This window comes from Mycobacterium decipiens (assembly GCF_963853665.1).
In the GTDB taxonomy this organism is placed as follows: domain Bacteria; phylum Actinomycetota; class Actinomycetes; order Mycobacteriales; family Mycobacteriaceae; genus Mycobacterium; species Mycobacterium decipiens.
Genome location: NZ_OY970459.1, coordinates 3,051,060 through 3,076,176, shown reverse-complemented (window position 1 = coordinate 3,076,176; position 25,117 = coordinate 3,051,060). Strand labels below are relative to the sequence as shown.

Here is a 25,117-nt window from a genome sequence, read left to right as displayed (position 1 = left end):
GGTGCCGTGGCGGTACGTTTTCGGCCATGACATCGTTGCAGGGGAAAGTCGTGTTCATCACAGGTGGGGCCCGGGGAATCGGGGCTGAGGTCGCTCGGCGACTGCACAACAAGGGCGCCAAACTGGTGCTGACCGATGTGGACAAATCCGAGTTGGCCGTGATGACCGCTGAACTCGGCGGCGACGAGCGCCTGCTCACCGTGGTGGCCGACGTGCGTGATCTGTCCGCCATGCAGGCGGCAGCCGATCAGGCCGTCGAACGGTTCGGCGGCATCGACGTCGTGCTGGCCAACGCCGGCATCTCCAGCTACGGCTCGGTGCGGCAGATCGACCCGGAGGCGTTCCGCCGGGTGTTGGACGTCAACTTGCTGGGTAACTTCCACACGGTGCGGGCGACGTTGCCCGCGCTGATCGATCGCCGTGGTTACGTACTGATCGTCTCGTCGCTTGCCGCGTTCGCGGCGGCACCGGGGATGGCGCCGTACGACGTATCGAAGGCGGGGAACGAGCATCTCGCCAACGCGTTGCGACTGGAGGTCGCCCACCTGGGCGTTCGTGTCGGCTCGGCGCACATGTCGTGGATCGACACCGCATTGGTTCGCGACACCAAGTCCGACCTGCCTGCGTTCGCCGAGTTACTCGCGAGCCTTCCTTGGCCGTTGCACAAGACCACCCCGGTCAACAAGTGTGCTGCCGCGTTCGTCAAAGGCATTGAAGGCCGCCAGGACCGCGTGTACTGCCCGGGTTGGGTGCGCCTGTTCCGTTGGCTCAAGCCGGTGTTGTCCACCCGGGTCGGCGAGCGTCCCATCCGCAAAGCCGCGGCCGAGCTGATGCCCCGGATGGACGCCGAGGTCGCCGCGCTCGGTCGCTCCAGTAGCGCCTACAACGAAGCGTTGGAGAAGCACTAGCGCGCCTTTGGCAGGGGCGGCTAAACGCAGGACGGGTAGGGCCGTGCCGCGCTACGATCCGCGTCGTTGACTGGGCATACGGTTGACCAGGCAGATGGCCGGATGAGCGCGCGTGGGGCGGAGACAACATGTCCTTTGTGATCGTGTTACCCCCAGTTTTGACGGCGGCGGCGTCGGATTTGGCGGGGATCGGCTCGGCGTTCAGCGCGGCCAACGCCTTGGTGATGGGCCCTACGACGGGGTTGGCGGCGGCCGCCGCCGATGAGGTGTCGACGGGTATCGCGGCGCTGTTCGACGCGCATGCACAGACGTACCAGGAGATCGGTGCGCAGGCGGCGGTGTATCACGCGCAGTTTGTGGCGGCCCTGACCTCGGGTGCGCGTTGGTATGCGGCCGCCGAGGCAGCCAGTGCCTCGCCGATGCAGGAGGCGCTTAATTTGATCAACGGGCCCACCCAGGCGTTGTTGGGCCGCCCGTTGATTGCTGACGGCGCCACTGGTGGGCCCGGGCAGGCCGGCGGGCTTGGCGGGTTGCTGTTCGGCAATGGCGGCACCGGCGGGGCTGGTGCGCCGGGCAGGCCGGCGGCAGTGGGGGTAGTGCGGGGTTGTTCGGTAACGGCGGCAGTGGTGGGGCCGGCGGTGCCGGCGCGGCCGGCGGTAACGGCGGCCCAGGCGGACTGCTATACGGCAATGGGGGCGCCGGTGGTCGAGGCGGGGTAGCCGCGGCGGGCATTAATGGCGGCATTGCCGGGTACGGCGGCAACGGCGGTAACGCCAACTGGTTTGGCAATGGCGGAAGTGGCGGGCAAGGCGGTGGCGGCCTGGCCGGGACAGAGGGAGTCAATCCCATTCCCAGCGCCGACACCGCTGGAACTGGGTCAAAGGGTACCGATGTCATCGAGGATGCGGCTGACGCTACCGGCGGCAACGGGGGACCTGGCGCTACCGGTGACATCGACGAAACCGGCGGCACCGGTGGTAAAGGCGGGCTTGGCTCAAGCTTCAGCGGGGTAGGCCGTGGCGGTGAGGGGGGGCGCGGGTGGTCCCGGGGGCGATGGTGGCATGGGCGGCCAAGGTGGGCGCGGTGAATCGCTGGCCAGTGGCGCCTTCGGTGGCGCTGGCGGTAGGGGTGGGGACGCCATGGCCGCCGGCGGCTCCGGCGGTAATGGCGGAGAAGGCGGGTCCGCCGCCTCCGGGGACAATAACGCCTTCGCGGGCGTTGGCGGTGATGGCGGTTTCGGCCACGCCAGTGACGTGTCCGGCGGCAACGGTGGCATTGGTGGCGTTGGTGGCGACGGTGGTCGTGGTGGGCTGTTGGTCGGCGCCGGTGGCACTGGCGGCATGGGAGGCGTCGGCGCCCCCGGTGGCGGTGGCGGCGACGGCGGGACGGGTGGGGGCGCCGAAGAGGTTTTGGGGGGTAACGCCTTCGCTGGCCGTGGTGGTTTTGGGGGCAACGGTGACACCGGAGCCTCCGGTGGCATGGGCGGGATCGGGGGTCAGGGCGGTGCCGGCGGGGCCGGCGGGCTCCTTATCGGTACTGGGGGCCCGGGGGTGTGGGCGGGCTTGGTGGCGCCGGCGGGGCAGGGAGCTACCTGATCGGCCGGCCGGGCGCCGTCGGTACCACGGGTGAAGGTGGGGACGGCGGGGTGGGTGGCACCGGCGGTGTGCGTGGCCAGGGCGGTATGGCAGGGACGCCGGGCGGCAAGGCCGGCAATCTCGGAAATCCGGGCAATCCCGGAAGCCCCGGCTCGGATGGCTGACTCCGTTGAGGCGCCGGGAACTTCGGGCTAGCGTCCGAACCCGGGGCGGCGGCGACGAAGATAACGCTCGAATTCGGCGGCCAGAGCGTCGCCGTCGATCTTGCCCAGAGTGTCATTCACATCGACCTCGGCGTCGCCGTGCTGCTCCAGCGACTGCACGTAATCGGCCAGTTCTTCGTCGTCGGCGGTCATCTCGGTGATCTCGCGCTCCCACGCCTCGGCCAGCGCTGGCAGATCGGCCAACGGCACCTCAACGTCGAGCACGTCCTCGACGCGGCGCAGCAACGCCACCGTCGCCTTGGGGTTCGGTGGGTGCGACACATAGTGCGGTACTGCCGCCCAGAACGTCACCGCCGGGATACCGGCCGCCACGCATGCATATTGGAACACCCCGGCGATGCCGGTCGGGCCCTCGTAGCGCGTTTCCTGCAGACCGAATGACCGCGCGGATTCGGGGGAGTAGGCCGCACCCGAGACGGGCACCGGCCGGGTATGAGGTGTGTCGGCGAGCAGCGCCCCAAGGATCACGACGTTGTCGACGTTGAGCTTGTCGATGATCGCCAGCAGCTCGGCGCAAAATGCGCGCCAGCGCATGTTCGGCTCCACCCCGTCCAGCAACACGACATCGCGGTCGCTTCCGGGTGGGCGGCAGTGTGAGATCCGCATCGCCGGCCATTCCAGCTCCCGGGTGACCCCGTCGACTTGGCGGATGAGCGGGCGATTCACCTGGTAGTCGTAGTAGGCCTCATCGTCGATCTCGACGATCGGAAGCGCCTTCCAGATGGCAGCCAGGTGGCCCACCGCATCGCTGGCTGCGTCGCCGGCATCGTTCCAGCCCTTAAACGCCGCTACGACCACGGTGTTGTGCAGTTCGGGCAGCGCTTCACTGCCATCCTGCGCGGTCATCTAGCCAGACTACGACCTTCCTGCCCGGCGACGAGGCGGACCGGTCGGCTGCGACATTCGTGGTGCTGCGATGTCTTGTTACATTCGCTACATTGGCCGCTACCCGGATGGGCACTCGTGGTGCCCGCAAACGAGCGACCCGCCCGCGACACACAATGTGCGCGGCGCCACCCGGCACCCGGGCGACGGGGCGTCGATTGTCGCGGGGAGGTGGACAAATGGTGTCTCTGTCGGCGCAAACACGTGTGGTCGCTGTGACCAATGTGGTGGCGCTGGCCGGTGGCATCGATGGCGAGAGGCTTGCTGAGCTAACTGTCAGAGCGCTTTCAAGCACTGTTGGTTTTGCATAGGCCGGCTATCCTTCCCGATCGGACCACCCAACGCCGCCGTCGCGAATGAGCTGTTCGCGGCCAACTCCTATCGTGATTGCCTTGGGATCGGGCGATGTCGGCCGAGGACCCCGATGTCGTCGAAGACTATTTCAAGCTTGGCTACCGGGGTGCGCGCTTCGCTTCCGGGTATCGCGCCTGCCCGGAACAGGAGGATCGCGCCAAGATGATGGAGCTGCCCGGGCCCGAACGCATCGTTGTGACGTTGTCTGAGGAGTTGCAGCTGCATCCTGAGCAGTCGACCGACGCGTTCGACCTACACCACCGGCAGAACCAAGTACATCAACGTCTAGGCTGGCCCGTTCCAGGTGTGCGGCAGCATCGGCTCCTGCGAAACGGCGGCGAATTCACCCGCGCCCTGGTGAGTGAGTCCTTTTGCTTGTCCGGCAGCCGATTTCGGGATGGTTCCGGCCAACCCGAGGGCCTTTAACCCACGATCGCTGGCTGCGGCCGGTCCGGTCGCCGGTCCCTCGGACATGGTCATGCGCCCGTCGTCTGCCGGGAACTCGAAGCGGTGCTGCCGGAAGCGTCGCTGTAGTTTCGCTGTTCTCCCGCTGCTGGCCTCGACTTGGTCGCCGGGCAGTTTGGCCGGGGGTGCGGCGGCATCCGCGGTGACACCCGTGCGTGCTGTTGTCTTGGCGGTCGGGGTGAACCCTTCCCCGTCGGGACCGCCGACCGCGTAAAGGTCTTGGGCGGCCCCGGATCCGGGAGTCGAGGGTGCCCCGGATGCCGCGGACGCGGTCGGAGCGGGAGCGGGAGCGGGGGCGGGGGCAGTCGGGCTGGCGCCCGCCCCGGTGACTCCGGTGGCTGCGGGCCAGTTTTGCTGGCCGGGTCCATCGGAGTGCACACCTGCCACCGCTGGTAGTGCCGGTTCTGATACCGCACCGAGCCCGGCAAGCCCGGTCAGCCCGGCCAGCCCGGTCAGCCCGGCGGGCAACAGGACAGGACTCGCCACCGGAAGAAACGGCCCGAAGTAGATCATCGGGTCCAGCACCAGGTAGGCGAGAAACGTGAAGACCGGGCCGGACACGAACGAGATGAACCAGTCCAATACCTGGGCGATGAGGTTGCCGAGTGGTCCCGGCAGCAGCTCAACAGCAAGGTAGCGAAGCAGGTCCAGGCAATCCTTGAGTAGCTGCAGGATCAATTTGGTCGGGTCGGGGAAGCCGCCGCTGGCCGCCGAGGTGGCCGCACTGGTCACTATTTTCGGTGCGGGCGGTGTGGTCGGGGTTGCCGCCACGCTTTCTTGCGCTACGGCTTGGTAGACGCTCATGGCGGTGGCGGCCTGGATCCACATGCGGAGGTAGTCGGCCTCGTTGTGGGCGATGGGGATGGTGTTGACGCCGAAGAAGTTGGTGGCCACCAGGGCTGCGTGCACGGCGTGGTTGGCCACCAACTCGGCGAACGTAGGCATGGCCCCCAACGCGGACGTGTACCCGGCGGCAGCCGCTTCGTGGGCGGTGGCCGCGGCGGTGGCCGCCGCTGCCGCTTGGGTTAGCCAAAGGAGGAACCGTTGATGTGCGGCGACGAACTGGTCGGCGCTCGGCCCGTCCCACGAGCTTGCCTGCACCGCAGCGAGCACACTCGCGAGTTCTGTTGCAATTTCGGTGTATTGCGCGGCCAGTGCGCGCCACGCGCCGGCCGCGGCCAGCAGCGGACCGGGACCAACACCCGTGGACAGCCATGCTGAAGGCACCTCTGGTGGAAGTGCGAACCATATTGGGATGATCACGGTCGGCCGCCCCTTCGAACCAGAAACAAGGTTAGCCTAACCTACATTAGGATGCCCTAATGTGCGCGCCGTGTGGGTGGGTGTGCCGTTAAACCGCCGTGACTTTGCTCGCGGGTACGTGACACAATCGCTGGCCGTGAAGACCTTCGAGGATCTGTTCGCCGAACTCGGCGAGCGTGCTCGCACCCGGCCGGCCGGCAGCGCCACGGTGGCTGCATTGGACGCTGGCATACACGCTCTGGGCAAGAAGATTCTGGAGGAGGCCGGCGAGGTGTGGCTGGCCGCCGAGCACGAACCCGATGAAGCACTGGCCGAGGAGATCAGCCAGTTGCTGTACTGGACGCAGGTGTTGATGATCTCCCGTGGACTGTCCCTCGACGACATTTATCGGAAACTGTGAGCATGTTGCGGGTGGCGGTTCCCAACAAAGGTGCGCTGAGCGAGCCGGCGGCCGAGATCCTCGCGGAGGCCGGCTATCGGCGTCGCACCGATTCCAAGGACCTGACGGTCGTCGATCCCGCCAACAATGTCGAGTTCTTCTTCTTGCGGCCCAAAGATATTGCCATATATGTCGGTTCGGGAGAGCTCAACTTCGGGATCACCGGACGCGACCTGGTACGTGATTCCGGTGCGCCGGTCCGGGAACGCCTGGCCCTGGGCTTCGGATCGTCCAGCTTCCGGTATGCCGCTCCCGCCGGCCGGGACTGGACGACGGCTGACCTGGCCGGCAAGAGGATTGCCACCGCCTATCCGAATCTGGTTCGAAAAGATCTGGCCGCCAAGGGCATCGAAGCAACGGTCATCAGACTCGACGGCGCCGTGGAGATCTCGGTGCAACTTGGCGTGGCCGACGCGATCGCCGACGTGGTGGGGTCCGGTCGCACCCTGGGCCTGCATGATCTGGTGGCCTTTGGTGAGCCGCTGTGCGATTCGGAGGCGGTACTCATCGAGCGGGACGGTGCCGACGACCATGACCGCAGCCCCGAACAAAGCCAAGCCACGACCGCGCGCGATCAACTGGTCGCTCGGGTGCAGGGCGTGGTGTTCGGCCAGCAGTATCTGATGCTCGATTACGACTGCCCGCGCTCGGCACTGGACAAGGCCACGTCGATCACACCGGGGCTGGAGTCGCCGACCATCGCCCCACTCGCCGACCCGAACTGGGTCGCGATCCGTGCGCTGGTGCCGCGCCGGGACGTCAACGGCATCATGGACGAGCTGGCCACCATCGGGGCCAAGGCGATTCTGGCTTCGGACATCAGGTTCTGCCGATTCTGATCGCGCGGTAGGTATCCGGGGGGCCGTTGCTGTGTTAGCGTCCCGCTAGGGCCGATTGCCCAGATACATCATGGGCGTCCCCTAATCGTCGCCAGGCTGTTCGTCTGTCTCAGGAGGGATCGCTGTGACGCATATCCTTGTCCTACTGCTGGCTTTGCTCATCGGTGTCGTCGCCGGGTTGCGTTCCCTGACGGCTCCCGCCGTGGTTTCCTGGGCCGCCTTTCTCAGCTGGATCAACCTGCATGGAACCTGGGCATCCTGGGTGGGCAATTTCGTGACGGTGGCGATTCTCAGCGTTCTTGCGGTCGCCGAACTCGTCAACGACAAGCTTCCCAAGACGCCACCGCGCACCGCGGCGCCGGTGTTCGCCGTGCGGATCATCCTGGGCGCGTTCGCCGGCGCGGCGATCGGCACCGCGTGGGGGTACCGGTGGGGCGGACTCGGCGCCGGCGTTATCGGTGCTGTGCTTGGCACCATGGGCGGTTACAAGGCGCGTACCGCGCTGGTGGCTGCCCGCGGCGGCCAGGACCTGCCGATCGCGCTGTTGGAGGATTCGATCGCGGTCCTGGGTGGCTTCGCCATCGTCGCGGCGGCCGCGGCTCTGTGACGCGGGGTTTCGCTGCGGCACAAGCCTTCGACGCAATCATTGTTGGTGCCGGCCAGGCCGGGCCGCCGCTGGCTGGCCGGCTTACCGCGGCGGGGCAGCGGGTCGCGATGGTGGAGCGCAAACTGGTCGGCGGCACCTGCGTCAATACCGGATGTATCCCGACCAAGACGCTGGTGGCAAGCGCGCACGCCGCCCAATTGGCCCGCCGCGGCGCGGAATACGGGGTCGGGACCGGACCGATCAGCGTGGACATGGCGAAAGTCAAGGCGCGCAAAGACGACATCATGCTCAAGGACCGCAGGGGTGTCGAGGCCTGGTTGGACGGTATGAACGGCTGCACAATCTTTCGCGGGCATGCCCGTTTCGAGGATCCACACACCCTAAAAGTCGGTGATAACGTCCTGCGGGCTGACCGGGTTTTTCTCAACGTCGGTGGCCGAGCGGTAATACCGGAAATCCCGGGGCTCTCCGAGGTCGACTTCCTCACCAACGTGTCCATCCTCGAACTCGACATGCTGCCCGATCATCTCGTCATCGTCGGTGGCGGCTACATCGCGCTGGAGTTCGCGCAGATGTATCGTCGCTTCGGGGCGCGGGTGACCGTTGTGGAGCGGGGCCCGCGGCTGGCATCCCGTGAAGACGAAGATGTTTCGGCCACCATCAGAGAGATATTGGAGGCCGAAGGGATTGATGTCGTCGTTGGCGCCGACGATATGCGGATCACCAATCGCGACAAGGGTTTCGAGTTGAGGACCCGTGCCGGCGCCACCCCGATTCCGGGGAGTCACCTGCTGCTGGCGGTGGGGCGGCGGCCCAACACCGACGACCTAAGCCTGGAGGCGGCCGGTGTGCAGACCGACGCCCGTGGGTACATCGTCGTGGACGATCAATGTAAGACGAACGTCGACCACATTTGGGCGATGGGGGACTGCAATGGCAAGGGCGCTTTCACCCACACTTCGTATAACGATTACGAGATCGTCGCCGCCAACCTGCTCGACGGTGATCCGCGTCGGGTCAGCGACCGGATCATCACCTATGCCCTCTACATCGACCCGCCGCTGGGGCGCGCCGGAATGACTGCCAACCAGGTTCGCGCATCGGGTCGCAAGGCACTGGTCGGCAAGCGGCCGATGACCAGGGTCGGCCGAGCCGTGGAAAAGGGTGAGACGCAAGGCTTTATGAAGGTGGTGGTCGACGCCGACACCAACGAGATCCTGGGAGCGGCCATCCTTGGCGTCGGCGGTGATGAGGCCATTCACGCCATCCTGGACGTCATGTCAGCCAAAGCGCCTTACACCACGCTGTCGCGCACGATGCATATCCACCCCACGGTTAGCGAGCTCGTTCCGACGATGCTGCAAGAGCTGTCGCCATTGGACTAGTGGCGATCGCAAGCGCGGCGTAGCCGGGCGTAGCGGGTCGCCACCGTCGGACTAGTGCGATCGCAAGCGCGGCGTAGCCGGGCGTAGCGGGTCGCCACCGTCGGACTAGTGCGATCGCAAGCGCGGCGTAGCCGGGCGTAGCGGGTCGCCACCGTCGGACTAGTGCGATCGCAAGCGCGGCGTAGCCGGGCGTAGCGGGTCGCCACCGTCGCACGCGCAACTCACCTGCGCCGGACCAGGATCGTCTGGGCCGAGGTCCCAACAAACCCCGCCTTGTCGAAAACCTCCGCGGTAGTTACCCCCACGCCGTCGGGCCCGATCGACGCGCGTGCGCGCAGCGCGAAATCACTGCCGGTTGGCAGTCGGTGCAGATGGATCACCGTGTCGGTGTTCAGGAAAAAGAACTCGTTGGGATCCAGGATCGCGCCCACACCGTTGGCGCAATCCGCCACGGCGGCAAGGCGCTGCAGCGCAGACGTCGGTTCGGTGTCGACGATATGCGCCAGCGGGCTAAACCAGGACACGCTGGGTGATTGCGCATCCACGCGTTGCGGGCGCCAGTCGAGCGCGTCGAAATAGCCGCGGGCAGCAGCGAAGACGGCTGGACGTGGTTCGGTGGGTCCCTCCACTAATGGGGGGTACCGGTCAGCTGCGATGTCGGCGGTGTCGCTGACTGCCAGGAGCCACGCTGTCACCCGCGCGACCACACGATCGGCAAGCAACTCCGCGACAATCATGCAGACGCGCGAACCCGGACGCTGTACCCAGGCCCGGGCCCGCACCGGGGTCACCGGAATCGCTCCGAGGATGTCCAGGCTAAGTCTGCCGATCCGCAGGTCAGATCCCACCGACAGGTCCTCGATCAGCTTTGTCAGCAGCGCCAACGGCGGTGAGCCATGCTGAATTTCGGGGTCCCAGTTGCTTCGGGTGTAGTCGGTGGGGGCGAACGACTGATAGTCACCATCGCCGGAGCGGCGGCGGTAGTAGCAGCCGATCATGCCGCCGGCTCGGTCGGGCGCCGCGCAGTCTCGGGTTGCCCGTGATCCGGCCACCCCGGATACGGCGGCGGCGTCCCGCCGAATGCCGGGCAATGCTCTTGGTGCGGGCACCAGTCGCACAACCGTGACGGGCTGGGACGGAAATCGCCTGTTTCTGCTGCGGATTGGATCGCGCGCCAAATCGCCATCAACGTCTTCTCGAAACGCAGCAGCTCGTCGCGGTCCGGGGAGTAGTCGAGCAGCTGGCCGTCGGCCAGATAGATGAGCCGCAGCCTGGTGGGCAGCACGCCGCGTGACCGAAATAGCGCCACCGCGTAGAACTTCATTTGGAACATCGCCTTGAACTCGGCCAGCGCTCGCGCGGCCGGGGGCGCCTTGCCGGTCTTATAGTCGACCACCCGCGTCTCGCCGGTGGCGGCGACGTCGATCCGGTCGATAATTCCGCGCAGCAGCGTGCCGTCGGCCAGTTCGACCTCCACGCGCTGTTCGCAGCTGTGCGGGTCGAACCGAGTCGGATCTTCCAGCCGGTAGTAGCCGGACAGCAACGCGCGGGCATTCTCGAGCAGTTGCGTTCGCTGTCCGGGGTCCAGCTGGCCCGCCAGCTCGGGCTCCGCGGCGACCATCTGGTCCCACGCGGGCTCCACCAGCGACTTCGCCGTGTCTGGGCCGCGCAACGCCGCCGGTAGGCCGTAGAGTCGCTCAAGCGCGGCGTGCACCACGGACCCGCGTAGCTGTGCCGCCGACGGCGCCTCGGGCAGCCGGTCGATCGCGCGGAACCGGTATAGCAGCGGGCACTGCTTGAAGTCGGCCGCCCGCGACGGTGACAACGCCGGCCGTGGCGGGAGTGGCTCCGGCTGGTCGGTCATGCCCGCAGCCTAGGGCGGGTCGCCGACAACCCCGAGCACCGGCTGCGGCGAGTCGGCTGGCACGCTAGACGGCGTGTCAGCAACCGGCCCGTTCACCGTCGGCGAACGTGTTCAGCTCACCGATGCCAAGGGCCGCCACTACACGATGTCGCTCACGCCCGGCAGCGAGTTTCACACCCATCGCGGCGCGATTGCCCATGACGCGGTAATCGGGCTGCAGCAAGGCAGTGTGGTCAAGTCCAGCAACGGCGCTCTTTTCCTCGTGCTGCGTCCGCTACTGGTCGACTACGTCATGTCGATGCCCCGCGGGCCACAAGTCATCTACCCCAAGGACGCCGCCCAGATCGTGCACGAGGGCGACATTTATCCCGGCGCCCGGGTGCTGGAGGCGGGAGCCGGATCCGGTGCGCTGACCTTGTCGCTGTTGCGGGCGGTAGGGCCGGCCGGACAGGTGATCTCTTATGAACAGCGCGCCGACCATGCCGAGCACGCCCGACGGAACGTGAGCAACTTCTACGGCCAGCCGCCGGACAACTGGCGGCTGATCGTCAGCGATCTCGCGGCCTCCGAGCTGCCCGACGGCTGCGTTGACCGGGCTGTGCTGGACATGCTGGCGCCGTGGGAGGTGCTGGACTGTGTATCGCGGCTGGTTGTCGCCGGCGGTGTGTTGGTGATCTATGTGGCGACGGTTACTCAGCTGTCGCGGGTTGTGGAAGCGGTCCGAGCTCAGCAGTGTTGGACCGAGCCGCGTTCGTGGGAGACGCTGCAGCGTGGCTGGAACGTCGTCGGGCTGGCCGTTCGGCCCCAGCATTCGATGCGCGGGCATACCGCGTTCCTGGTGGCAACGCGCCGGTTGGCGCAGGGAGCCATCGCTCCGGCGCCGTTGGGTCGTAAGCGCGAGGGACGCGACGGGTAGTGCCCGTGTTACCCGTCCGGGCCGGGTGTACCCGGCGCGCCCGGGTTGCCGGCGAGGCGCCCACCGTTCCCGCCGATCCCACCGGCCCCGCCGAACCCGCCATCGCCAACGGAAATGCTGGTCCCGCCGGGCTGGCCAACCCCACCCGACCCACCCACCCCGCCATTGCCGTACAAGATCGTGCCGAGCTGCCCGGTGCCGGGCGCGCCGTTGGTGCCATCGCCAATTGCCCTGCGACTGCGTCGTCGCCGCCGCTAGCGCTTCGGGACAACCACCACTGATGCCATCGCGCACCTCGCATCAGCCCAAGACATCCCGGTACTCCGGGACCTGTCGAGTCGCTGCTATCAGCGAAACTAGATCCCGGCTCGAAGTCCCGGTTCTAGCTGCGTGCGGCCGGCACTTAGTCGTCACTGCGGTGCAGGCCGCGCCGCACCGACAGCAACTCGAACTCCGGATGCGCGGCCACCAGCCGTTCGGCGTTGTCGAGGACATCGACGGCGTGGCTCCGGTCGCCGGATACCACGGCCACGCCGATGCCCGCCCGTCGGTACAGATCACGCGAACCGGTCTCGGCGGCCGACACGCTGAATTTGCGCTGCAGCTCGGCGACCAGGGGCCGGATCACCGACCGCTTCTGCTTGAGTGATCGCACGTCGCCCAGCAATACATCGATTTCGAGCCAGCCGATCCACATGCGCCGGCTCAGGGAGTCGGAGACGGTGCCGGACCGTCACCCGGACTTGGTTCCGGCATGGGTGCGGGGTTTGGTTCTGGTGCGGGTGCCGGGCCGGTAGCCGACGGGGTCGCACTCCGTGAGTTGCTTATGGCCAGCAGCATTTCCGTGGTTTGCCGAGACAGCTGCCAGCCCCCACGGGACGACGTGAATTCCATCGGAAACGTGAACTCGCGGTTGTCCGGTTGGGCTGTGGTGACGACGACGATGGCCATCGCGCCGGACGGTTTCTTGTTCGACCAGGCGATGTCGTTCGCCGCGAACGTCATGGGCAGGTAGCCGCCGTCCCGCAACGCGGTGGTGAACCTATCCAGGGCAGCGGCAGTTTCGGGGGTTGCGCCTTCGATGAGGTGCACCTTGTTGGTGCCCGGCACGCCCGGATCGGCGAGTCGGGACAGCACATCGATTAGGGCCTCGGGTGTTGGCAGGGGAGTGGTCGGCGCCGCCGCTAGCGGACTCGACGTGGCGGGCGGCAGTGACGGGGTTGCCGGCGACGAATTCTTCTTCGACTCCTGATGCGAGCACCCCGACAGCCCCAGCGTCGCCACGACGGTTGCGGCGCCTAAGGTTACGCAGATGTTTCGGCGCATCCGGCGACACGCTCGGCTACTGGCAGTGCGGGGCAGCGAACCCAAGATGCAATGAAAGTCACACCGGCGGCGGCTACGCTGATCGCCGCGTCGCCCACTACGCCTGTGGCTAGGGATTTCGCGGTCACGGAGGTCCTTTCAGGGTCCTTTCGAGGTCCTGTCGAATCGGTCCGACTCGGGGCCGAGATTACCAGCGACACAAGTTGTTACTTTTCATCGGCATTCGACTGCCCACATGAAGCGTCGATCGCCGGTAGCGTTGGAGTATCCGCGGCGCCATTCCTGGCGTGGGAAAGGAGCGCAACATGGGTGAGTCAGAGCGTTCTGAGGCATTCGGCATCCCCCGCGATAGCCCCCTGTCCAGCGGCGATGCTGCCGAACTAGAACAGCTGCGGCGTGAGGCTGCGGTGCTGCGCGAGCAACTTGAGAACGCCGTCGGATCACCTGGGCCCACGCGCACTGTCCGCGATGTACATCAACTCGAAGCCCGAATCGACTCACTTGCTGCCCGCAATTCCAAATTAATGGAAACTCTTAAAGAAGCCCGTCAACAACTGCTGGCGCTGCGCGAGGAGGTTGACCGGCTGGGCCAGCCGCCCAGTGGCTACGGCGTCCTGGTGGCCACACACGACGATGACACGGTCGATGTGTTCACGTCGGGTCGCAAGATGCGCCTGACGTGCTCACCGAACATAGACGCGGCATCCCTCAAGAAGGGGCAGACGGTCCGGCTCAACGAAGCCCTGACTGTCGTGGAGGCCGGCACCTTCGAATCCGTCGGTGAGATATCCACCTTGCGGGAGATCCTGTGCGACGGTCATCGGGCTCTGGTCGTCGGCCACGCCGACGAGGAACGCGTCGTTTGGCTGGCCGATCCACTGGTTGCCGAGGACTTGCCGGATGGCGTCCCCGAGGCTCTCAATGACGACACCCGGCCGCGCAAGCTGCGCCCCGGTGATTCGCTGCTGGTCGACACCAAGGCCGGTTATGCCTTCGAACGCATCCCCAAGGCGGAGGTCGAAGATCTGGTGCTGGAAGAGGTGCCGGATGTCAGCTATGCCGACATCGGCGGTCTGAGCCGCCAGATCGAGCAGATCCGCGACGCCGTGGAGCTGCCGTTCCTACACAAGGAGTTGTATCGGGAGTACTCGCTGCGCCCGCCCAAGGGTGTGTTGCTCTACGGCCCGCCCGGCTGCGGTAAAACGTTGATCGCCAAGGCGGTGGCCAACTCGCTGGCCAAAAAGATGGCCGAGGTCCGCGGCGACGATGCTCACGAGGCGAAGTCGTACTTCCTCAACATCAAGGGCCCCGAGCTGCTGAACAAGTTCGTCGGGGAAACCGAGCGACACATCCGGCTGATCTTCCAGCGGGCCCGGGAGAAGGCGTCGGAAGGCACTCCGGTGATCGTGTTCTTCGACGAGATGGACTCGATCTTCCGCACCCGCGGTACCGGCGTTTCCTCGGACGTCGAGACAACGGTGGTGCCGCAGCTGCTCAGTGAGATCGACGGGGTGGAGGGACTCGAGAACGTCATCGTGATCGGCGCCTCCAACCGTGAGGACATGATCGATCCCGCCATCCTGCGGCCGGGGCGTCTCGACGTGAAGATCAAGATCGAGCGGCCTGATGCCGAAGCAGCGCAGGATATCTACTCGAAGTACCTGACCGAGTTCCTGCCGGTGCATGCCGACGACCTAGCCGAGTTCGACGGCGACCGTTCGGCCTGCATCAAGGCGATGATCGAGAAGGTTGTCGACCGGATGTACGCCGAGATCGACGACAACCGGTTCCTGGAGGTCACCTACGCCAACGGCGACAAGGAAGTCATGTACTTCAAGGACTTCAACTCCGGGGCGATGATCCAGAATGTCGTCGACCGGGCCAAGAAGAACGCCATCAAATCCGTGCTGGAGACCGGGCAACCGGGGCTGCGCATTCAGCATCTGCTCGACTCGATCGTGGACGAATTTGCCGAGAACGAGGACCTGCCCAACACCACCAACCCCGATGACTGGGCGCGGATCTCGGGCAAGAAGGGCGAGCGGATCGTCTACATCCGCACCCTGGTCACCGGCAAGTCGTCGAGCGCCTCGCGCGCCATCGATACCGAGTCCAACCTCGGCCAGTATCTGTAGCGGGTCGCCTCACCCAACACGGCGGCTAGTCGGCCCCGCGCGAGTAGCTGTTGGTCAGGTCGTCGTGCAGCACGTGGGCGGCGCGGGTCGTGGTGTCCACGCGCAGCTCGCTGGTGAGCACGCGCGGCTGGTAGGACCACCCCGCTGGCAGTTTGAGCCGATCGGCCAGCTTGGGCAGGTCGGCTCGTGAGAGGTCGGGATCCACGATCTGGCTCCAGGTCTGCATCACCCAGCGCTTTCCGCTGGGGTCTTGGAGTTCGTAGATCTCTTCCCCGGCGTCAAAGACGAAGACGGTGTTGCGGTTCACCTGGTTGACGGTGTATGGCTCGGGGTTCATCGACGACAGCAAGACCGTGGCTTGTTGGAGCATTTCGATGCCGCCGAAAGTCTTGGTCACCGCTGGGCCCTGCGGGTCCTTTTCGATGCCGTTCATCAGCCAGAAGCGCGGGCCGTTGAGAAGGGCCGCGGCCGCACCGTTTTCGGCAGCGATGGCCTGCGGGTCAAGCGCTGACCACAGCTCGGCGGGGCAGTCGTTGAGCGGGAAGCTGTTGTAGACGGTTGCTTGGGGGCCCGCTTCGCCGGGAGTTACCAGGAGCACTTCGCCATAACGCTGCCCGGACAAGCCGGTTACCCGTTCGGGGGCGGACACCAGGGTGAACCTAGTCATTGACATGACTGGCGTCAATATTGGGGATGGCGACGTTGCTGCGGTAGCGGTTGCGAGCGATAAGCGTGACGTGCAGCTCGTCGATCAGCGGGTCGACGAACGTCACCCGGTATTCGGCGTCACCAACGGCTCGGGCGCTGATGTACATGAACGTCAACGCGCCCAGGAAAAGGCACAGATGTATCAGCGAATCCGGCACCGGAACCGTCAGCCCCAATATGGTCGCGCTACTGGACCCGCTGTGGGTCCATTCCTGGAGGAGTGCGGGGCTGAGCACGATCAGGCCGAGGATCACATAGATCGTTGCGGTCAGCACCGCTACTACCATGATCTGGGCCAGTTGGTGGGCGGCGAGCACGAAGACCACATTCACGCGCTCGGTCCTGGTCAGTTGGGGGTTGCTCGGCGAATCCGCCATTGCGGCAAACGGGGTGTCGGCGAGCTCTTCGCGATCGTTGGGTAGTGCTGTGGGTGACTGCAGGATCGGTCGCACCCGCTCTAGGGTGGCCGAGACCACGAATACGCTGGCGATACTGACCAGAAATACGATCGCCAGGCCCAGCCGCCCGGCGCTGATCGTCGAGGCCATAAGCCAGATGTTGCCGTTGAAGAACACCAATGTGGTCAGCAGGACGACCGGCAGAGCCCGAACCGCCAGGGCGCCGATTGTCGCGAGGTGCGACAGGGTCATGTGCACCGACCATCCGACCACCGACCCGACACCGCTTCCGGTCGCCAGCAGCACCACCACCGCCAGGATGGCCGCGTCTGGCAGGTGGGACACCGAGGTTTCCGCGATTACGACGATCGCCACCACGGTGATCGCGACGGTCGCTGCAACCGAACGCTTCCGGCTATCCGAGAGCCGGGATACCAACCAGCCGACCATCGTGATGAATACCGGAGCGAGGGCGATCAACGCCAGTAGCAGCCACTCTCGCGGTGTGGGCTGTCCATCGATGACGACTTCGTCGCCATGGGTGATCAGCAGGATCGGCAGGGTCCAGCAGTGCAGCGTTGCGTACCCCGCGAGCACGGGCGCCGATCGCGGCCAGAGCCGCCGCCAGCGGGCCCGCGTGGTCAGCACTGAAGGCAGACCGCGTTCCAGGAACCAGCTATCAGCCGCGGCGCTCGACGATTCTCGGCGTGCCAGCGTGCGGTGGAAGGAAACGTTCATGCCGGCTCAACCCTAACGGCGGCCAACCGTTGGTGTTGTGCTAGTTCAACGTGCTGCTGATTAGCTTTTCGCTCTCATTGCCTTCGATCGTGCCGTCAGCGCGCTTGTGCTTGTAGTCAAAGACCCTGGATTGCGAGACGACGACCAGCTGCCCGGGGTGCAGACCGGGGACGTTGAACGGTCTGTTAGCAAGTGACCCCGTGATCTCGTCGCCATTCCACGTGATTATGTCTACCCACATCCACTCCCGGGTGCCGTCCGGGCCATCGAAAGGAGCCTTGACTTGCACAAACTCGCCGGGTGGTAGCCCTTCGTTGAACAAGGCGCGCAGCGCGGGCAGCTTTGCTCGTGCGTGTCGGCTGGCGGCTTCCAACGCGTCGCTGTGCGTCGTAGGAACGATCGAAGTGTCGCAGTCGAATGCGGCGGCGAGAATCGCGTGCCGACGGGCGTGAACATCCTGGCCCGGTCCTCGGTCAAAGGAAATTTCGAGTAGCCGGTTTAGCGGATCTCCGTCCTGGTGCGTGCCCACTTTCACCGTGAGCGGCGCGGTCCCCGTCGCATCGGGCCTAAAGAGCCGGTAGTCGAGGTCGAATTCTCCCGGACGTTCAACGACGGGCCGATCAGCGATGGCCTGGCAGAACACATTCACCAGGTGTCCGACATTGCTGCAGACCGACCGCGGCACCTGATTGACGACGACGTCGGGGAGCCCAAATTTCCCCATTCCCAGCGTGATGACCCGCATCTGGCCGTCGATCTCGTAGGCATGAATGATGGTATGGTCGTTGATATCTGGGGTGAGTCCGGTCCATCGATCGACTCGAAGTTCCTTCCAAGCGGCCGGTGTGAACATCTCCCGAGTTTCGGCATCCCAAATCAGGCCACCGGTGGCGGCCGCGAGATCACCCGTTAGCTGCTGCATGGCACGAAGGCGATCCCAAGCCTGCTCAATCGGGCAGCTGAAGTTGAGGACCAACGCGGCCTCGGTGGCCTGCAGAGCGGTCGTTTGTTGAGGGCTCACTCCGTGATTGAAGAGTTCAACAAATTCCGGATCTGGCGGAGGGTACTCGTTACGCGGATCGACCGTGATCCCCGCGCTCACAGTGGGCTCTGTCTCGTTGCCGCAGAGGGAATCCGCCTGGCGAAATCCGTTGAATGTGTTCGCCAGAAGTCCATCCAACGCGGCGAACGGGTCGGCAAGCGGCAGGGGCAGGTAGTAGATCGCGAATGTGCAAGCAATCCCATCGTCTTGCAAAGGCCCGGCCGGAATTAGGTCGGTGGGAGCCTGAAACGGGTCTGGGCTCATCGCTGATCACCCCGGGTGGCCGCGGAGCAGGAACTAGACAACATTATCGGAAACAGCAACGGCTGCAATGCTTTTAACGTCAACGTAGATTCTCCGAGGGTCTCGGTGCGCCGGTCGCCAGCGACGCTACCAACCTGTGGCGGTCAGTGCCAGCAGCTTGATCGCCCGCCTCCTCAGCGGCCCGCCGCACGGGCCGCTGCGATGTTGGGGGTCGGGCGGCCCCTGCTTGATCGCCCGCCTCCTCAGCGGCCCGCCGCGCGGGCCGCATCGTCGGGCGGCCTAGGCTCTAGGCCATGCAACGGATTATCGGGACGGAGGTCGAGTACGGCATTTCGTCGCCGTCGGACCCGACCGCTAACCCGATCCTCACCTCTACGCAGGCGGTGTTGGCCTACGCCGCCGCCGCCGGCATTCAGCGCGCCAAACGCACCCGCTGGGACTACGAGGTGGAATCGCCGCTGCGGGACGCCCGGGGTTTCGACCTGAGCCGCTCGGCCGGCCCGCCGCCGGTGGTCGACGCCGACGAGGTCGGGGCCGCCAACATGATCTTGACCAACGGGGCGCGGCTGTACGTCGACCACGCGCACCCGGAATACTCCGCGCCCGAATGCACCGACCCGCTCGACGCCGTGATCTGGGACAAGGCCGGCGAGCGGGTGATGGAGGCGGCCGCTCGGCATGTCGCCAGCGTGCCCGGAGCCGCGAAACTGCAGCTATACAAGAACAACGTCGACGGCAAGGGCGCTTCCTACGGGTCGCACGAGAATTACCTGATGTCGCGGCAGACACCGTTCTCGGCCATCATCGCCGGATTGACCCCATTTCTGGTTTCGCGGCAGGTGGTGACCGGGTCGGGCCGGGTCGGGATCGGGCCTTCCGGTGATGAGCCCGGCTTCCAGCTGTCCCAGCGCTCCGACTACATCGAGGTCGAGGTCGGACTGGAGACCACACTCAAGCGCGGCATCATCAATACCCGCGACGAACCGCACGCCGATGCCGACAGGTACCGGCGGCTGCACGTCATCATCGGCGATGCCAACCTTGCCGAAACGTCGACCTACCTGAAGCTGGGTGCAACCGCGCTGGTGCTCGATCTGATCGAAGAAGGCCCGGCTCATGGGATAGACCTGACCGACCTGGCACTGGCCCGCCCGGTGCACGCGGTCCACGCGATCTCCCGCGATCCCTCGCTGCGGGCGACCGTTGCCCTGGTCGACGGTCGTGAATTGACGGGCCTCGCGCTGCAACGGATCTATCTCGACCGGGTGGCCAAGTTGGTGGACAGCCGCGACCCCGATCCCCGGGCGGCCGACATCGTGGAAACCTGGGCGCACGTGCTCGACCAGCTCGAGCGTGACCCGATGGACTGCGCGGAGCTGCTGGACTGGCCGGCCAAGCTGCGACTGCTGGAAGGATTCCGGCAACGGGAGAACCTAAGCTGGTCGGCGCCCCGGCTGCATCTTGTTGACCTGCAATATTCCGATGTCCGGCTGGACAAGGGCCTATACAACCGGCTGGTCGCGCGCGGCTCGATGAAGCGCCTGGTCAGCGAACACCAGGTGCTCAGCGCGGTGGAGAACCCGCCGACCGACACCCGCGCGTACTTCCGCGGCGAATGCCTGCGCCGCTTCGGGGCGGATATCGCCGCGGCGAGCTGGGATTCGGTGATCTTTGACCTGGGCGGCGACTCGCTGGTTCGCATCCCGACGCTGGAGCCGCTGCGGGGCAGCAAGGCGCACGTCGGGGCACTGCTGGATTCGGTGGACAGCGCTGTGGAGCTGGTGGAACAACTGACCAGCTGAGCCTCGCTAAGCCTGGTTAAGCCAGGAAACGTCGGGGTTGACCGGTAGGGTAGAGAGGACCAGCGGCGCGTGACGCGCGCCCGTGACCTTTCCAAAAGGCCATGACGAAGCAGGAGGCGGCGATGGCTCAGGAGCAGACTAAACGTGGTGGTGGCGGCGGCGACGATGACGACCTCGCCAGCAGCACCGCCGCGGGCCAGGAGCGTCGCGAGAAGCTCACGGAGGAAACCGACGATCTGCTCGACGAAATCGACGACGTCCTGGAAGAGAATGCCGAGGACTTCGTCCGCGCGTACGTCCAAAAGGGCGGCCAGTGACCTGGCCGTTGCCCGATCGCCTGTCCATCAACTCAGCACCATTCCGATCACCCGCTGTAGACCTGTCATCCTTCGCTGATCTGCTCCGCCGCCAGGCGCCCGAACTGTTGCCGGCAAGCCTCAGCGGCGGCGCGCGACCCGGCGGTGACCAGCTGCCCCACGGCACCACGATCGTGGCCCTGAAATTCCCGAGCGGTGTCGTTATCGCCGGTGACCGGCGCTCGACCCAGGGCAACATGATCGCCGGGCGCGACGTGCGTAAGGTCTACATCACCGACGACTACACCGCGACCGGCATTGCCGGCACCGCTGCCATCGCCGTCGAGTTTGCCCGCCTCTACGCGGTCGAACTCGAGCACTACGAGAAGCTTGAAGGGGTGCCGCTTACGTTTGCCGGCAAGGTCAACCGGCTCGCGATCATGGTGCGCGGCAACCTGGGGGCCGCGCTGCAAGGGCTGGTGGCGCTACCGCTGCTGGTGGGCTACGACATCCACGCGTCCGACCCGCAGGGCGCGGGCCGCATCGTGTCATTCGATGCTGCCGGCGGCTGGAACATCGAAGAAGAGGGTTATCAGGCTGTGGGGTCGGGGTCGATCTTTGCCAAGTCGTCGATGAAGAAGTTGTATTCGCAGGTCACCGACGCCGATTCGGCGTTGCGGGTAGCCGTGGAGGCACTCTACGACGCCGCCGACGACGACTCTGCCACCGGTGGACCGGATCTGGTCCGCGGCATCTACCCGACGGCCGTCACCATCGGCGCCGACGGGGCGGCCGATGTGCCAGAGAGCCGGATCGCAGAATTGGCCCGCGAAATCATCGAAAGCCGTTCACGCGCGGACACTTTCGGTCCTGATGGCGGTGAGAAGTGAGCTTCCCGTATTTCATTTCTCCTGAACAGGCGATGCGGGAGCGCAGCGAGCTCGCGCGCAAGGGCATAGCGCGCGGCCGCAGCGTGGTGGCGCTGGCCTACTCCGGCGGTGTGCTGTTCGTCGCCGAGAACCCGTCGCGATCCCTGCAGAAGATCAGCGAACTCTACGATCGGGTGGGCTTCGCGGCCGCCGGCAAGTTCAACGAGTTCGACAATCTGCGCCGTGGCGGGATCCAGTTCGCCGACACCCGCGGCTACGCCTACGACCGCCGCGACGTCACCGGCCGACAGCTGGCCAACGTCTACGCGCAGACGCTGGGCACCATCTTCACCGAGCAGGCCAAGCCCTACGAGGTCGAGTTGTGCGTGGCCGAGGTGGCGCACTACGGCGAGACGAAACCACCCGAGCTGTACCGGATCACCTATGACGGGTCGATCGCTGACGAGCCGCATTTCGTGGTCATGGGTGGCACCACGGAGCCGATCACCAATGCGCTCAAGGAGTCTTACGCCGAGAACGCCGACCTGACCGACGCCGTTCGGATCGCGGTGCAGGCGCTGCGGGCGAGCGGCGGCAACGGCAGCGACCAGCCCACTCTTGGTGTGTCCAACTTGGAGGTGGCCATCCTTGACGCCCAGCGGCCGCGGCGGGCGTTTCGGCGTGTCACCGGATCCGCGTTGGAAGCACTGCTACCGGACGGCTCGACGAGCCCCGAAGCCGACAGCGAATCTTCGGACTAGGCAGTGGCGCGAGGCGCTGCTAAACGTGTTCGGTGGATTCGGGAAGATGAGCCGCCGGATCACGATAAGGTTCGTTGCCGCCGATTTCATCCATTGCGACTAGCCGATTGGCGGGTTGCCGTGCGATGTGAGGTGTCACATGTCGTTTGTGATCACGGCTCCGGAGGCGTTGCTGGCGACGGCCGGTGACCTGGCCGGGATTGGTTCGGCGATCCGACGCGGCGAATGCCGCGCTGGCGGCTCCCACGACCGGGGTGGTTGCGGCCGCGGCCGATGAGATGTCGGAGCAGCTTGTGGCGCCGTTCGGCGCGCACGCTTCGAGCTATCAGGCGCTCAGCGCCCAGGCAGCGGCATTTCATGATCAATTCGTGCAGGCCCTGACCGCCGGTGGGAGCTGGTATGCCGGGGCCGAGGCGGCCAACGCGTACCCCTGCAGACCGTGCAGCAGGAGCTGCTCAACGCCGTCAACGCACCGCCCCAGACGCTGCTGGGGCGCCCGTTGATCGGCGACGGCGCCGATGGGGGAACCGTTGATGGGGTGGGCCAACCCGGTGGGCCCGGTGGATTCCTGTACGGCACCGGCGGCAACGGCGGAAACAGCACCAGCCCCGGAGCCGCCGGCGGCGCCGGCGGGTCGGCGGGGCTGATCGGCCACGGCGGTAGGGGCGGCAACGGGGCGCCCGGCGCGTCCGGCGGTGGCGACGGCGGTGCCGGTGGCAACGGCGGCTACGCCGGGCTGTTGTACGGAAACGGTGGTGATGCCGGGGCCGGCGCGAGCAGCGGAGCTCCCGTCTTTCTCGGCGGCACCGGCGGGACCGGCGCGCCGGGCTCGGCCAGCAGCGGTGGCCTCGGCGGCGACGGCAATCCCGGCGGAAATGGCGGAGACGGCGGCTTCCTGGTTGGCAGTGGCGGGGCTGGCGGGGATGCCGGCCCAGGTGGTGCCGGCACTACCGGGCCTGGTGGGGCCGGCGGAACAGGCGGGCACGGCGGCAACGCATACCTGATCGGCGACGATGGGCACGGCGGGGCCGGTGCTGGCGGCGGACCCCGGTACCGCCCCCGGGAGCCGATGGGCTCGGTGGCAACGGCGGCAAGCGCGGGCTGCTGTTCGGCAGCCCGGGAGCGCGCTGACCGGACGCCTAACCCAACAACGACGCTCCGCATGCGAGGCTTGCGCACCGTCGCGGTCGGACAACAAGTACGCTCGAACTCGTGCAGCGGCGAATCATGGGCATCGAGACCGAGTTCGGTGTCACCTGCACGTTCCACGGCCATCGTCGCCTGTCCCCGGACGAGGTGGCCCGCTACCTGTTCCGTCGGGTGGTGTCCTGGGGCCGCAGCTCCAACGTGTTCTTGCGCAACGGCGCGCGGCTTTACCTCGACGTGGGTAGCCATCCCGAGTACGCCACCGCCGAATGCGACAGCCTGGTGCAGCTGGTCACCCATGACCGGGCCGGTGAATGGGTGCTCGAAGACCTGCTCGTCGACGCCGAGCAGCGGCTCGCCGACGAAGGCATCGGTGGCGACATTTACCTGTTCAAGAACAACACCGATTCGGCGGGTAACTCCTACGGTTGCCACGAGAACTACCTGATCGTGCGGGCCGGCGAGTTCTCCCGGATTTCCGATGTGCTGTTGCCCTTCCTGGTCACTCGCCAACTGATCTGCGGCGCTGGCAAGGTGCTGCAGACCCCTAAGGCCGCGACGTTCTGCCTATCCCAACGCGCCGAGCACATCTGGGAGGGATCTCCTCGGCCACCACCCGTAGCCGGCCGATCATCAACACTCGCGACGAGCCGCATGCCGATGCCGAGAAGTACCGGCGGTTGCACGTCATCGTCGGTGACTCCAACATGTGCGAGACCACCACCATGCTCAAGGTGGGCACCGCGGCGCTGGTGCTGGAAATGATCGAGGCGGGGGTGGCGTTCCGGGACTTCTCGCTGGATAACCCGATCCGTGCCATCCGCGAGGTCAGTCACGACGTCACCGGCCGCCGGCCGGTTCGGTTGGCCGGCGGACGTCAGGCCAGCGCGCTGGACATCCAGCGGGAGTACTACACCCGCGCCGTCGAGCATCTGCAGACCCGCGAGCCCAACGCGCAGATCGAGCAGGTCGTTGACCTGTGGGGCCGACAGCTTGATGCCGTCGAAAGCCAGGATTTCGCCAAGGTCGACACCGAGATCGACTGGGTGATCAAACGCAAGCTGTTCCAGCGCTATCAGGACCGCTACAACATGGAGCTGTCCCATCCGAAGATCGCTCAGCTGGATCTGGCATACCACGACATCAAACGCGGACGCGGTGTCTTTGATCTGCTGCAGCGCAAAGGGTTGGCGGCGAGGGTGACCACCGACGAAGAAATCGCGGAGGCCGTGGACCAGCCGCCGCAGACCACGCGCGCCAGGCTGCGTGGTGAGTTCATCAGCGCCGCGCAGGAAGCGGGGCGTGATTTCACCGTCGACTGGGTGCATCTCAAACTCAACGACCAGGCGCAGCGCACCGTGCTGTGCAAAGACCCGTTCCGGGCGGTCGACGAGCGGGTTAAACGGCTGATCGCGAGCATGTAGCCCGACTAGCGGCGACCGCGTCGCAGTAGTCACTCAGCGTCGTCTCGCTTGCCGGCGCCTTTGTCTGGTTGGTGTCCAGAAAAGTGTGAATGAGCCGCGGTAGACATCGGCCACGTCTGGCGGCGCCGCAGCGCGTCGGTGCCCTTCCTCGCCGAATTGGGTTGACGCACATACCCTCAAGAGCGGCAGGGTGACATTGCACGTGCCCGAGCTGCCGCTGACGATTCTGCCGTCCGAACTTCGCAGCAGTTACAGAAACGTTGTGTAACGGCAAGCGCCCCAATGAGGTTCGTTTCCAGTTGGGCGAATCACATCGATAGGAACGCATTCTGGTGACGTGCTGATGCAGACATCGGCGTTGTTTACCACTACCCACAACCCGGTATCTGCGCAGCATTTCTCCACCGGGATGAGTTCACCTGTCGGGACACCCGCGAAAATGCCCACCGGTGCTATTGGACGAG

21 protein-coding genes and 4 pseudogenes are annotated in these 25,117 nt (G+C 66.0%); 16 read left to right on the top strand and 9 right to left on the bottom strand.

Going from position 1 to position 25,117, the window contains the following annotated elements; all coding sequences use genetic code 11:
* The first annotated feature begins 26 nt into the window (after positions 1–26).
* Positions 27–908, top strand: coding sequence for an SDR family oxidoreductase (locus tag AADZ55_RS13445; protein ID WP_085324206.1), 882 nt, complete (start codon positions 27–29; stop codon positions 906–908).
* A 128-nt stretch (positions 909–1,036) separates the two neighbouring features.
* Positions 1,037–2,667, top strand: a pseudogene (locus tag AADZ55_RS13440) (PE family protein).
* Between the two features lie 27 nt (positions 2,668–2,694).
* Here the strand turns inward: AADZ55_RS13440 and AADZ55_RS13435 are convergent.
* Positions 2,695–3,573, bottom strand: coding sequence for a PAC2 family protein (locus AADZ55_RS13435; protein ID WP_085326347.1), 879 nt, complete (start codon positions 3,571–3,573; stop codon positions 2,695–2,697).
* 435 nt (positions 3,574–4,008) lie between these two features.
* Between AADZ55_RS13435 and AADZ55_RS13430 the strand changes: the two are divergent.
* A pseudogene (locus AADZ55_RS13430) lies at positions 4,009–4,255 on the top strand (vitamin B12 dependent-methionine synthase activation domain-containing protein); the annotation flags it as partial.
* Here AADZ55_RS13430 and AADZ55_RS13425 read toward each other — a convergent pair.
* Complete coding sequence (locus AADZ55_RS13425) at positions 4,252–5,694, bottom strand: PPE family protein (RefSeq protein ID WP_085326349.1); 1,443 nt, start codon at positions 5,692–5,694, stop codon at positions 4,252–4,254. The pseudogene AADZ55_RS13430 and the gene AADZ55_RS13425 overlap by 4 nt on opposite strands.
* A 118-nt stretch (positions 5,695–5,812) precedes the next feature.
* Here AADZ55_RS13425 and AADZ55_RS13420 point away from each other — a divergent pair, with 118 nt between their 5' ends.
* The 4 genes from AADZ55_RS13420 to AADZ55_RS13405 all read left to right on the top strand — a co-directional run bounded on the left by AADZ55_RS13420 (position 5,813) and on the right by AADZ55_RS13405 (position 8,964).
* Positions 5,813–6,094, top strand: coding sequence for a phosphoribosyl-ATP diphosphatase (locus AADZ55_RS13420; RefSeq protein ID WP_085326351.1), 282 nt, complete (start codon positions 5,813–5,815; stop codon positions 6,092–6,094).
* Positions 6,095–6,096: 2 nt separating this feature from the next.
* Positions 6,097–6,972, top strand: coding sequence for an ATP phosphoribosyltransferase (gene hisG, locus AADZ55_RS13415; RefSeq protein ID WP_085326353.1), 876 nt, complete (start codon positions 6,097–6,099; stop codon positions 6,970–6,972).
* A gap of 124 nt (positions 6,973–7,096) precedes the next feature.
* On the top strand, positions 7,097–7,579 hold the full coding sequence (locus AADZ55_RS13410; RefSeq protein WP_085326355.1) for a glycine zipper 2TM domain-containing protein: 483 nt from the start codon (positions 7,097–7,099) through the stop codon (positions 7,577–7,579).
* Positions 7,576–8,964: an FAD-containing oxidoreductase gene (locus tag AADZ55_RS13405; RefSeq protein ID WP_085326357.1), complete on the top strand. Its 1,389-nt coding sequence runs from the start codon at positions 7,576–7,578 to the stop codon at positions 8,962–8,964. The genes AADZ55_RS13410 and AADZ55_RS13405 overlap by 4 nt, the downstream gene beginning before the upstream one ends.
* A 221-nt stretch (positions 8,965–9,185) precedes the next feature.
* Here the strand turns inward: AADZ55_RS13405 and AADZ55_RS13400 are convergent, their stop codons facing one another.
* Together AADZ55_RS13400 and AADZ55_RS13395 are read right to left on the bottom strand one after the other, a co-directional pair.
* Positions 9,186–9,962, bottom strand: coding sequence for a thioesterase family protein (locus tag AADZ55_RS13400; RefSeq protein WP_085326425.1), 777 nt, complete (start codon positions 9,960–9,962; stop codon positions 9,186–9,188).
* Complete coding sequence (locus AADZ55_RS13395; RefSeq protein WP_085326359.1) at positions 9,959–10,828, bottom strand: RecB family exonuclease; 870 nt, start codon at positions 10,826–10,828, stop codon at positions 9,959–9,961. Before AADZ55_RS13395 ends, AADZ55_RS13400 begins: the two co-directional genes overlap by 4 nt.
* A 73-nt stretch (positions 10,829–10,901) precedes the next feature.
* Between AADZ55_RS13395 and trmI the strand changes: the two genes are divergently transcribed.
* Both trmI and AADZ55_RS13385 read left to right on the top strand, forming a co-directional pair.
* Positions 10,902–11,744 carry a tRNA (adenine(58)-N(1))-methyltransferase TrmI gene (gene trmI / locus AADZ55_RS13390; protein ID WP_085326361.1) on the top strand — a complete coding sequence of 281 codons (843 nt, stop codon included), beginning with the start codon at positions 10,902–10,904 and terminating at the stop codon, positions 11,742–11,744.
* Positions 11,744–12,025 carry a hypothetical protein gene (locus AADZ55_RS13385; protein WP_165759427.1) on the top strand — a complete coding sequence of 94 codons (282 nt, stop codon included), beginning with the start codon at positions 11,744–11,746 and terminating at the stop codon, positions 12,023–12,025. The genes trmI and AADZ55_RS13385 overlap by 1 nt, the downstream gene beginning before the upstream one ends.
* A gap of 122 nt (positions 12,026–12,147) precedes the next feature.
* Here AADZ55_RS13385 and AADZ55_RS13380 read toward each other — a convergent pair whose 3' ends face one another.
* Both AADZ55_RS13380 and AADZ55_RS13375 read right to left on the bottom strand, forming a co-directional pair.
* Positions 12,148–12,441 carry a DUF503 domain-containing protein gene (locus AADZ55_RS13380; RefSeq protein WP_085326363.1) on the bottom strand — a complete coding sequence of 98 codons (294 nt, stop codon included), beginning with the start codon at positions 12,439–12,441 and terminating at the stop codon, positions 12,148–12,150.
* An 8-nt stretch (positions 12,442–12,449) separates the two neighbouring features.
* The gene (locus tag AADZ55_RS13375) at positions 12,450–13,070 is read right to left on the bottom strand and encodes a hypothetical protein (RefSeq protein WP_085326365.1); all 621 of its coding nucleotides are present in this window, start codon (positions 13,068–13,070) and stop codon (positions 12,450–12,452) included.
* A 305-nt stretch (positions 13,071–13,375) separates the two neighbouring features.
* Between AADZ55_RS13375 and arc the strand changes: the two genes are divergently transcribed.
* On the top strand, positions 13,376–15,205 hold the full coding sequence (gene arc / locus AADZ55_RS13370; RefSeq protein ID WP_085326426.1) for a proteasome ATPase: 1,830 nt from the start codon (positions 13,376–13,378) through the stop codon (positions 15,203–15,205).
* Positions 15,206–15,230: 25 nt separating this feature from the next.
* Here arc and AADZ55_RS13365 read toward each other — a convergent pair whose 3' ends face one another.
* The 3 genes from AADZ55_RS13365 to AADZ55_RS13355 are packed head-to-tail and all read right to left on the bottom strand — an operon-like array spanning position 15,231 to position 18,355.
* The gene (locus AADZ55_RS13365; RefSeq protein ID WP_085326427.1) at positions 15,231–15,854 is read right to left on the bottom strand and encodes a hypothetical protein; all 624 of its coding nucleotides are present in this window, start codon (positions 15,852–15,854) and stop codon (positions 15,231–15,233) included.
* 10 nt (positions 15,855–15,864) lie between these two features.
* Positions 15,865–17,049: a hypothetical protein gene (locus AADZ55_RS13360; protein ID WP_207569127.1), complete on the bottom strand. Its 1,185-nt coding sequence runs from the start codon at positions 17,047–17,049 to the stop codon at positions 15,865–15,867.
* Positions 17,050–17,089: 40 nt separating this feature from the next.
* Positions 17,090–18,355, bottom strand: coding sequence for a DUF2314 domain-containing protein (locus AADZ55_RS13355; protein WP_085326367.1), 1,266 nt, complete (start codon positions 18,353–18,355; stop codon positions 17,090–17,092).
* A 293-nt stretch (positions 18,356–18,648) separates the two neighbouring features.
* Here AADZ55_RS13355 and dop point away from each other — a divergent pair, with 293 nt between their 5' ends.
* The 6 genes and pseudogenes from dop (at position 18,649) to pafA (ending at position 24,653) form a co-directional block, all read left to right on the top strand.
* Complete coding sequence (dop, locus tag AADZ55_RS13350) at positions 18,649–20,157, top strand: pup deamidase/depupylase (RefSeq protein ID WP_085326369.1); 1,509 nt, start codon at positions 18,649–18,651, stop codon at positions 20,155–20,157.
* A gap of 122 nt (positions 20,158–20,279) precedes the next feature.
* Positions 20,280–20,474 carry a ubiquitin-like protein Pup gene (locus AADZ55_RS13345; RefSeq protein WP_085326429.1) on the top strand — a complete coding sequence of 65 codons (195 nt, stop codon included), beginning with the start codon at positions 20,280–20,282 and terminating at the stop codon, positions 20,472–20,474.
* Positions 20,471–21,343, top strand: coding sequence for a proteasome subunit beta (gene prcB, locus AADZ55_RS13340; protein WP_085326371.1), 873 nt, complete (start codon positions 20,471–20,473; stop codon positions 21,341–21,343). The genes AADZ55_RS13345 and prcB overlap by 4 nt, the downstream gene beginning before the upstream one ends.
* A complete protein-coding gene (prcA, locus tag AADZ55_RS13335; RefSeq protein ID WP_085326373.1) occupies positions 21,340–22,083 on the top strand; it encodes a proteasome subunit alpha in 744 nt (247 codons plus the stop codon). Before prcB ends, prcA begins: the two co-directional genes overlap by 4 nt.
* A gap of 139 nt (positions 22,084–22,222) precedes the next feature.
* Positions 22,223–23,208, top strand: a pseudogene (locus AADZ55_RS13330) (PE family protein); the annotation flags it as partial.
* An 87-nt stretch (positions 23,209–23,295) separates the two neighbouring features.
* Positions 23,296–24,653 (top strand): annotated as a pseudogene (gene pafA / locus AADZ55_RS13325) (Pup--protein ligase).
* The last annotated feature ends 464 nt before the right edge of the window (positions 24,654–25,117 follow it).

Bases quoted from the DNA above. Each gene is read 5' to 3' on its own strand.
- AADZ55_RS13400 (WP_085326425.1), bottom strand. From the start codon at position 9,962: ATGATCGGCTGCTACTACCGCCGCCGCTCCGGCGATGGTGACTATCAG.
- AADZ55_RS13445 (WP_085324206.1), top strand. From the start codon at position 27: ATGACATCGTTGCAGGGGAAAGTCGTGTTCATCACAGGTGGGGCCCGG.
- AADZ55_RS13380 (WP_085326363.1), bottom strand. From the start codon at position 12,441: ATGTGGATCGGCTGGCTCGAAATCGATGTATTGCTGGGCGACGTGCGA.
- dop (WP_085326369.1), top strand. From the start codon at position 18,649: ATGCAACGGATTATCGGGACGGAGGTCGAGTACGGCATTTCGTCGCCG.
- arc (WP_085326426.1), top strand. From the start codon at position 13,376: ATGGGTGAGTCAGAGCGTTCTGAGGCATTCGGCATCCCCCGCGATAGC.
- AADZ55_RS13345 (WP_085326429.1), top strand. From the start codon at position 20,280: ATGGCTCAGGAGCAGACTAAACGTGGTGGTGGCGGCGGCGACGATGAC.
- AADZ55_RS13355 (WP_085326367.1), bottom strand. From the start codon at position 18,355: ATGAGCCCAGACCCGTTTCAGGCTCCCACCGACCTAATTCCGGCCGGG.
- AADZ55_RS13360 (WP_207569127.1), bottom strand. From the start codon at position 17,049: ATGAACGTTTCCTTCCACCGCACGCTGGCACGCCGAGAATCGTCGAGC.
- hisG (WP_085326353.1), top strand. From the start codon at position 6,097: ATGTTGCGGGTGGCGGTTCCCAACAAAGGTGCGCTGAGCGAGCCGGCG.
- AADZ55_RS13395 (WP_085326359.1), bottom strand. From the start codon at position 10,828: ATGACCGACCAGCCGGAGCCACTCCCGCCACGGCCGGCGTTGTCACCG.
- AADZ55_RS13375 (WP_085326365.1), bottom strand. From the start codon at position 13,070: ATGCGCCGAAACATCTGCGTAACCTTAGGCGCCGCAACCGTCGTGGCG.
- AADZ55_RS13435 (WP_085326347.1), bottom strand. From the start codon at position 3,573: ATGACCGCGCAGGATGGCAGTGAAGCGCTGCCCGAACTGCACAACACC.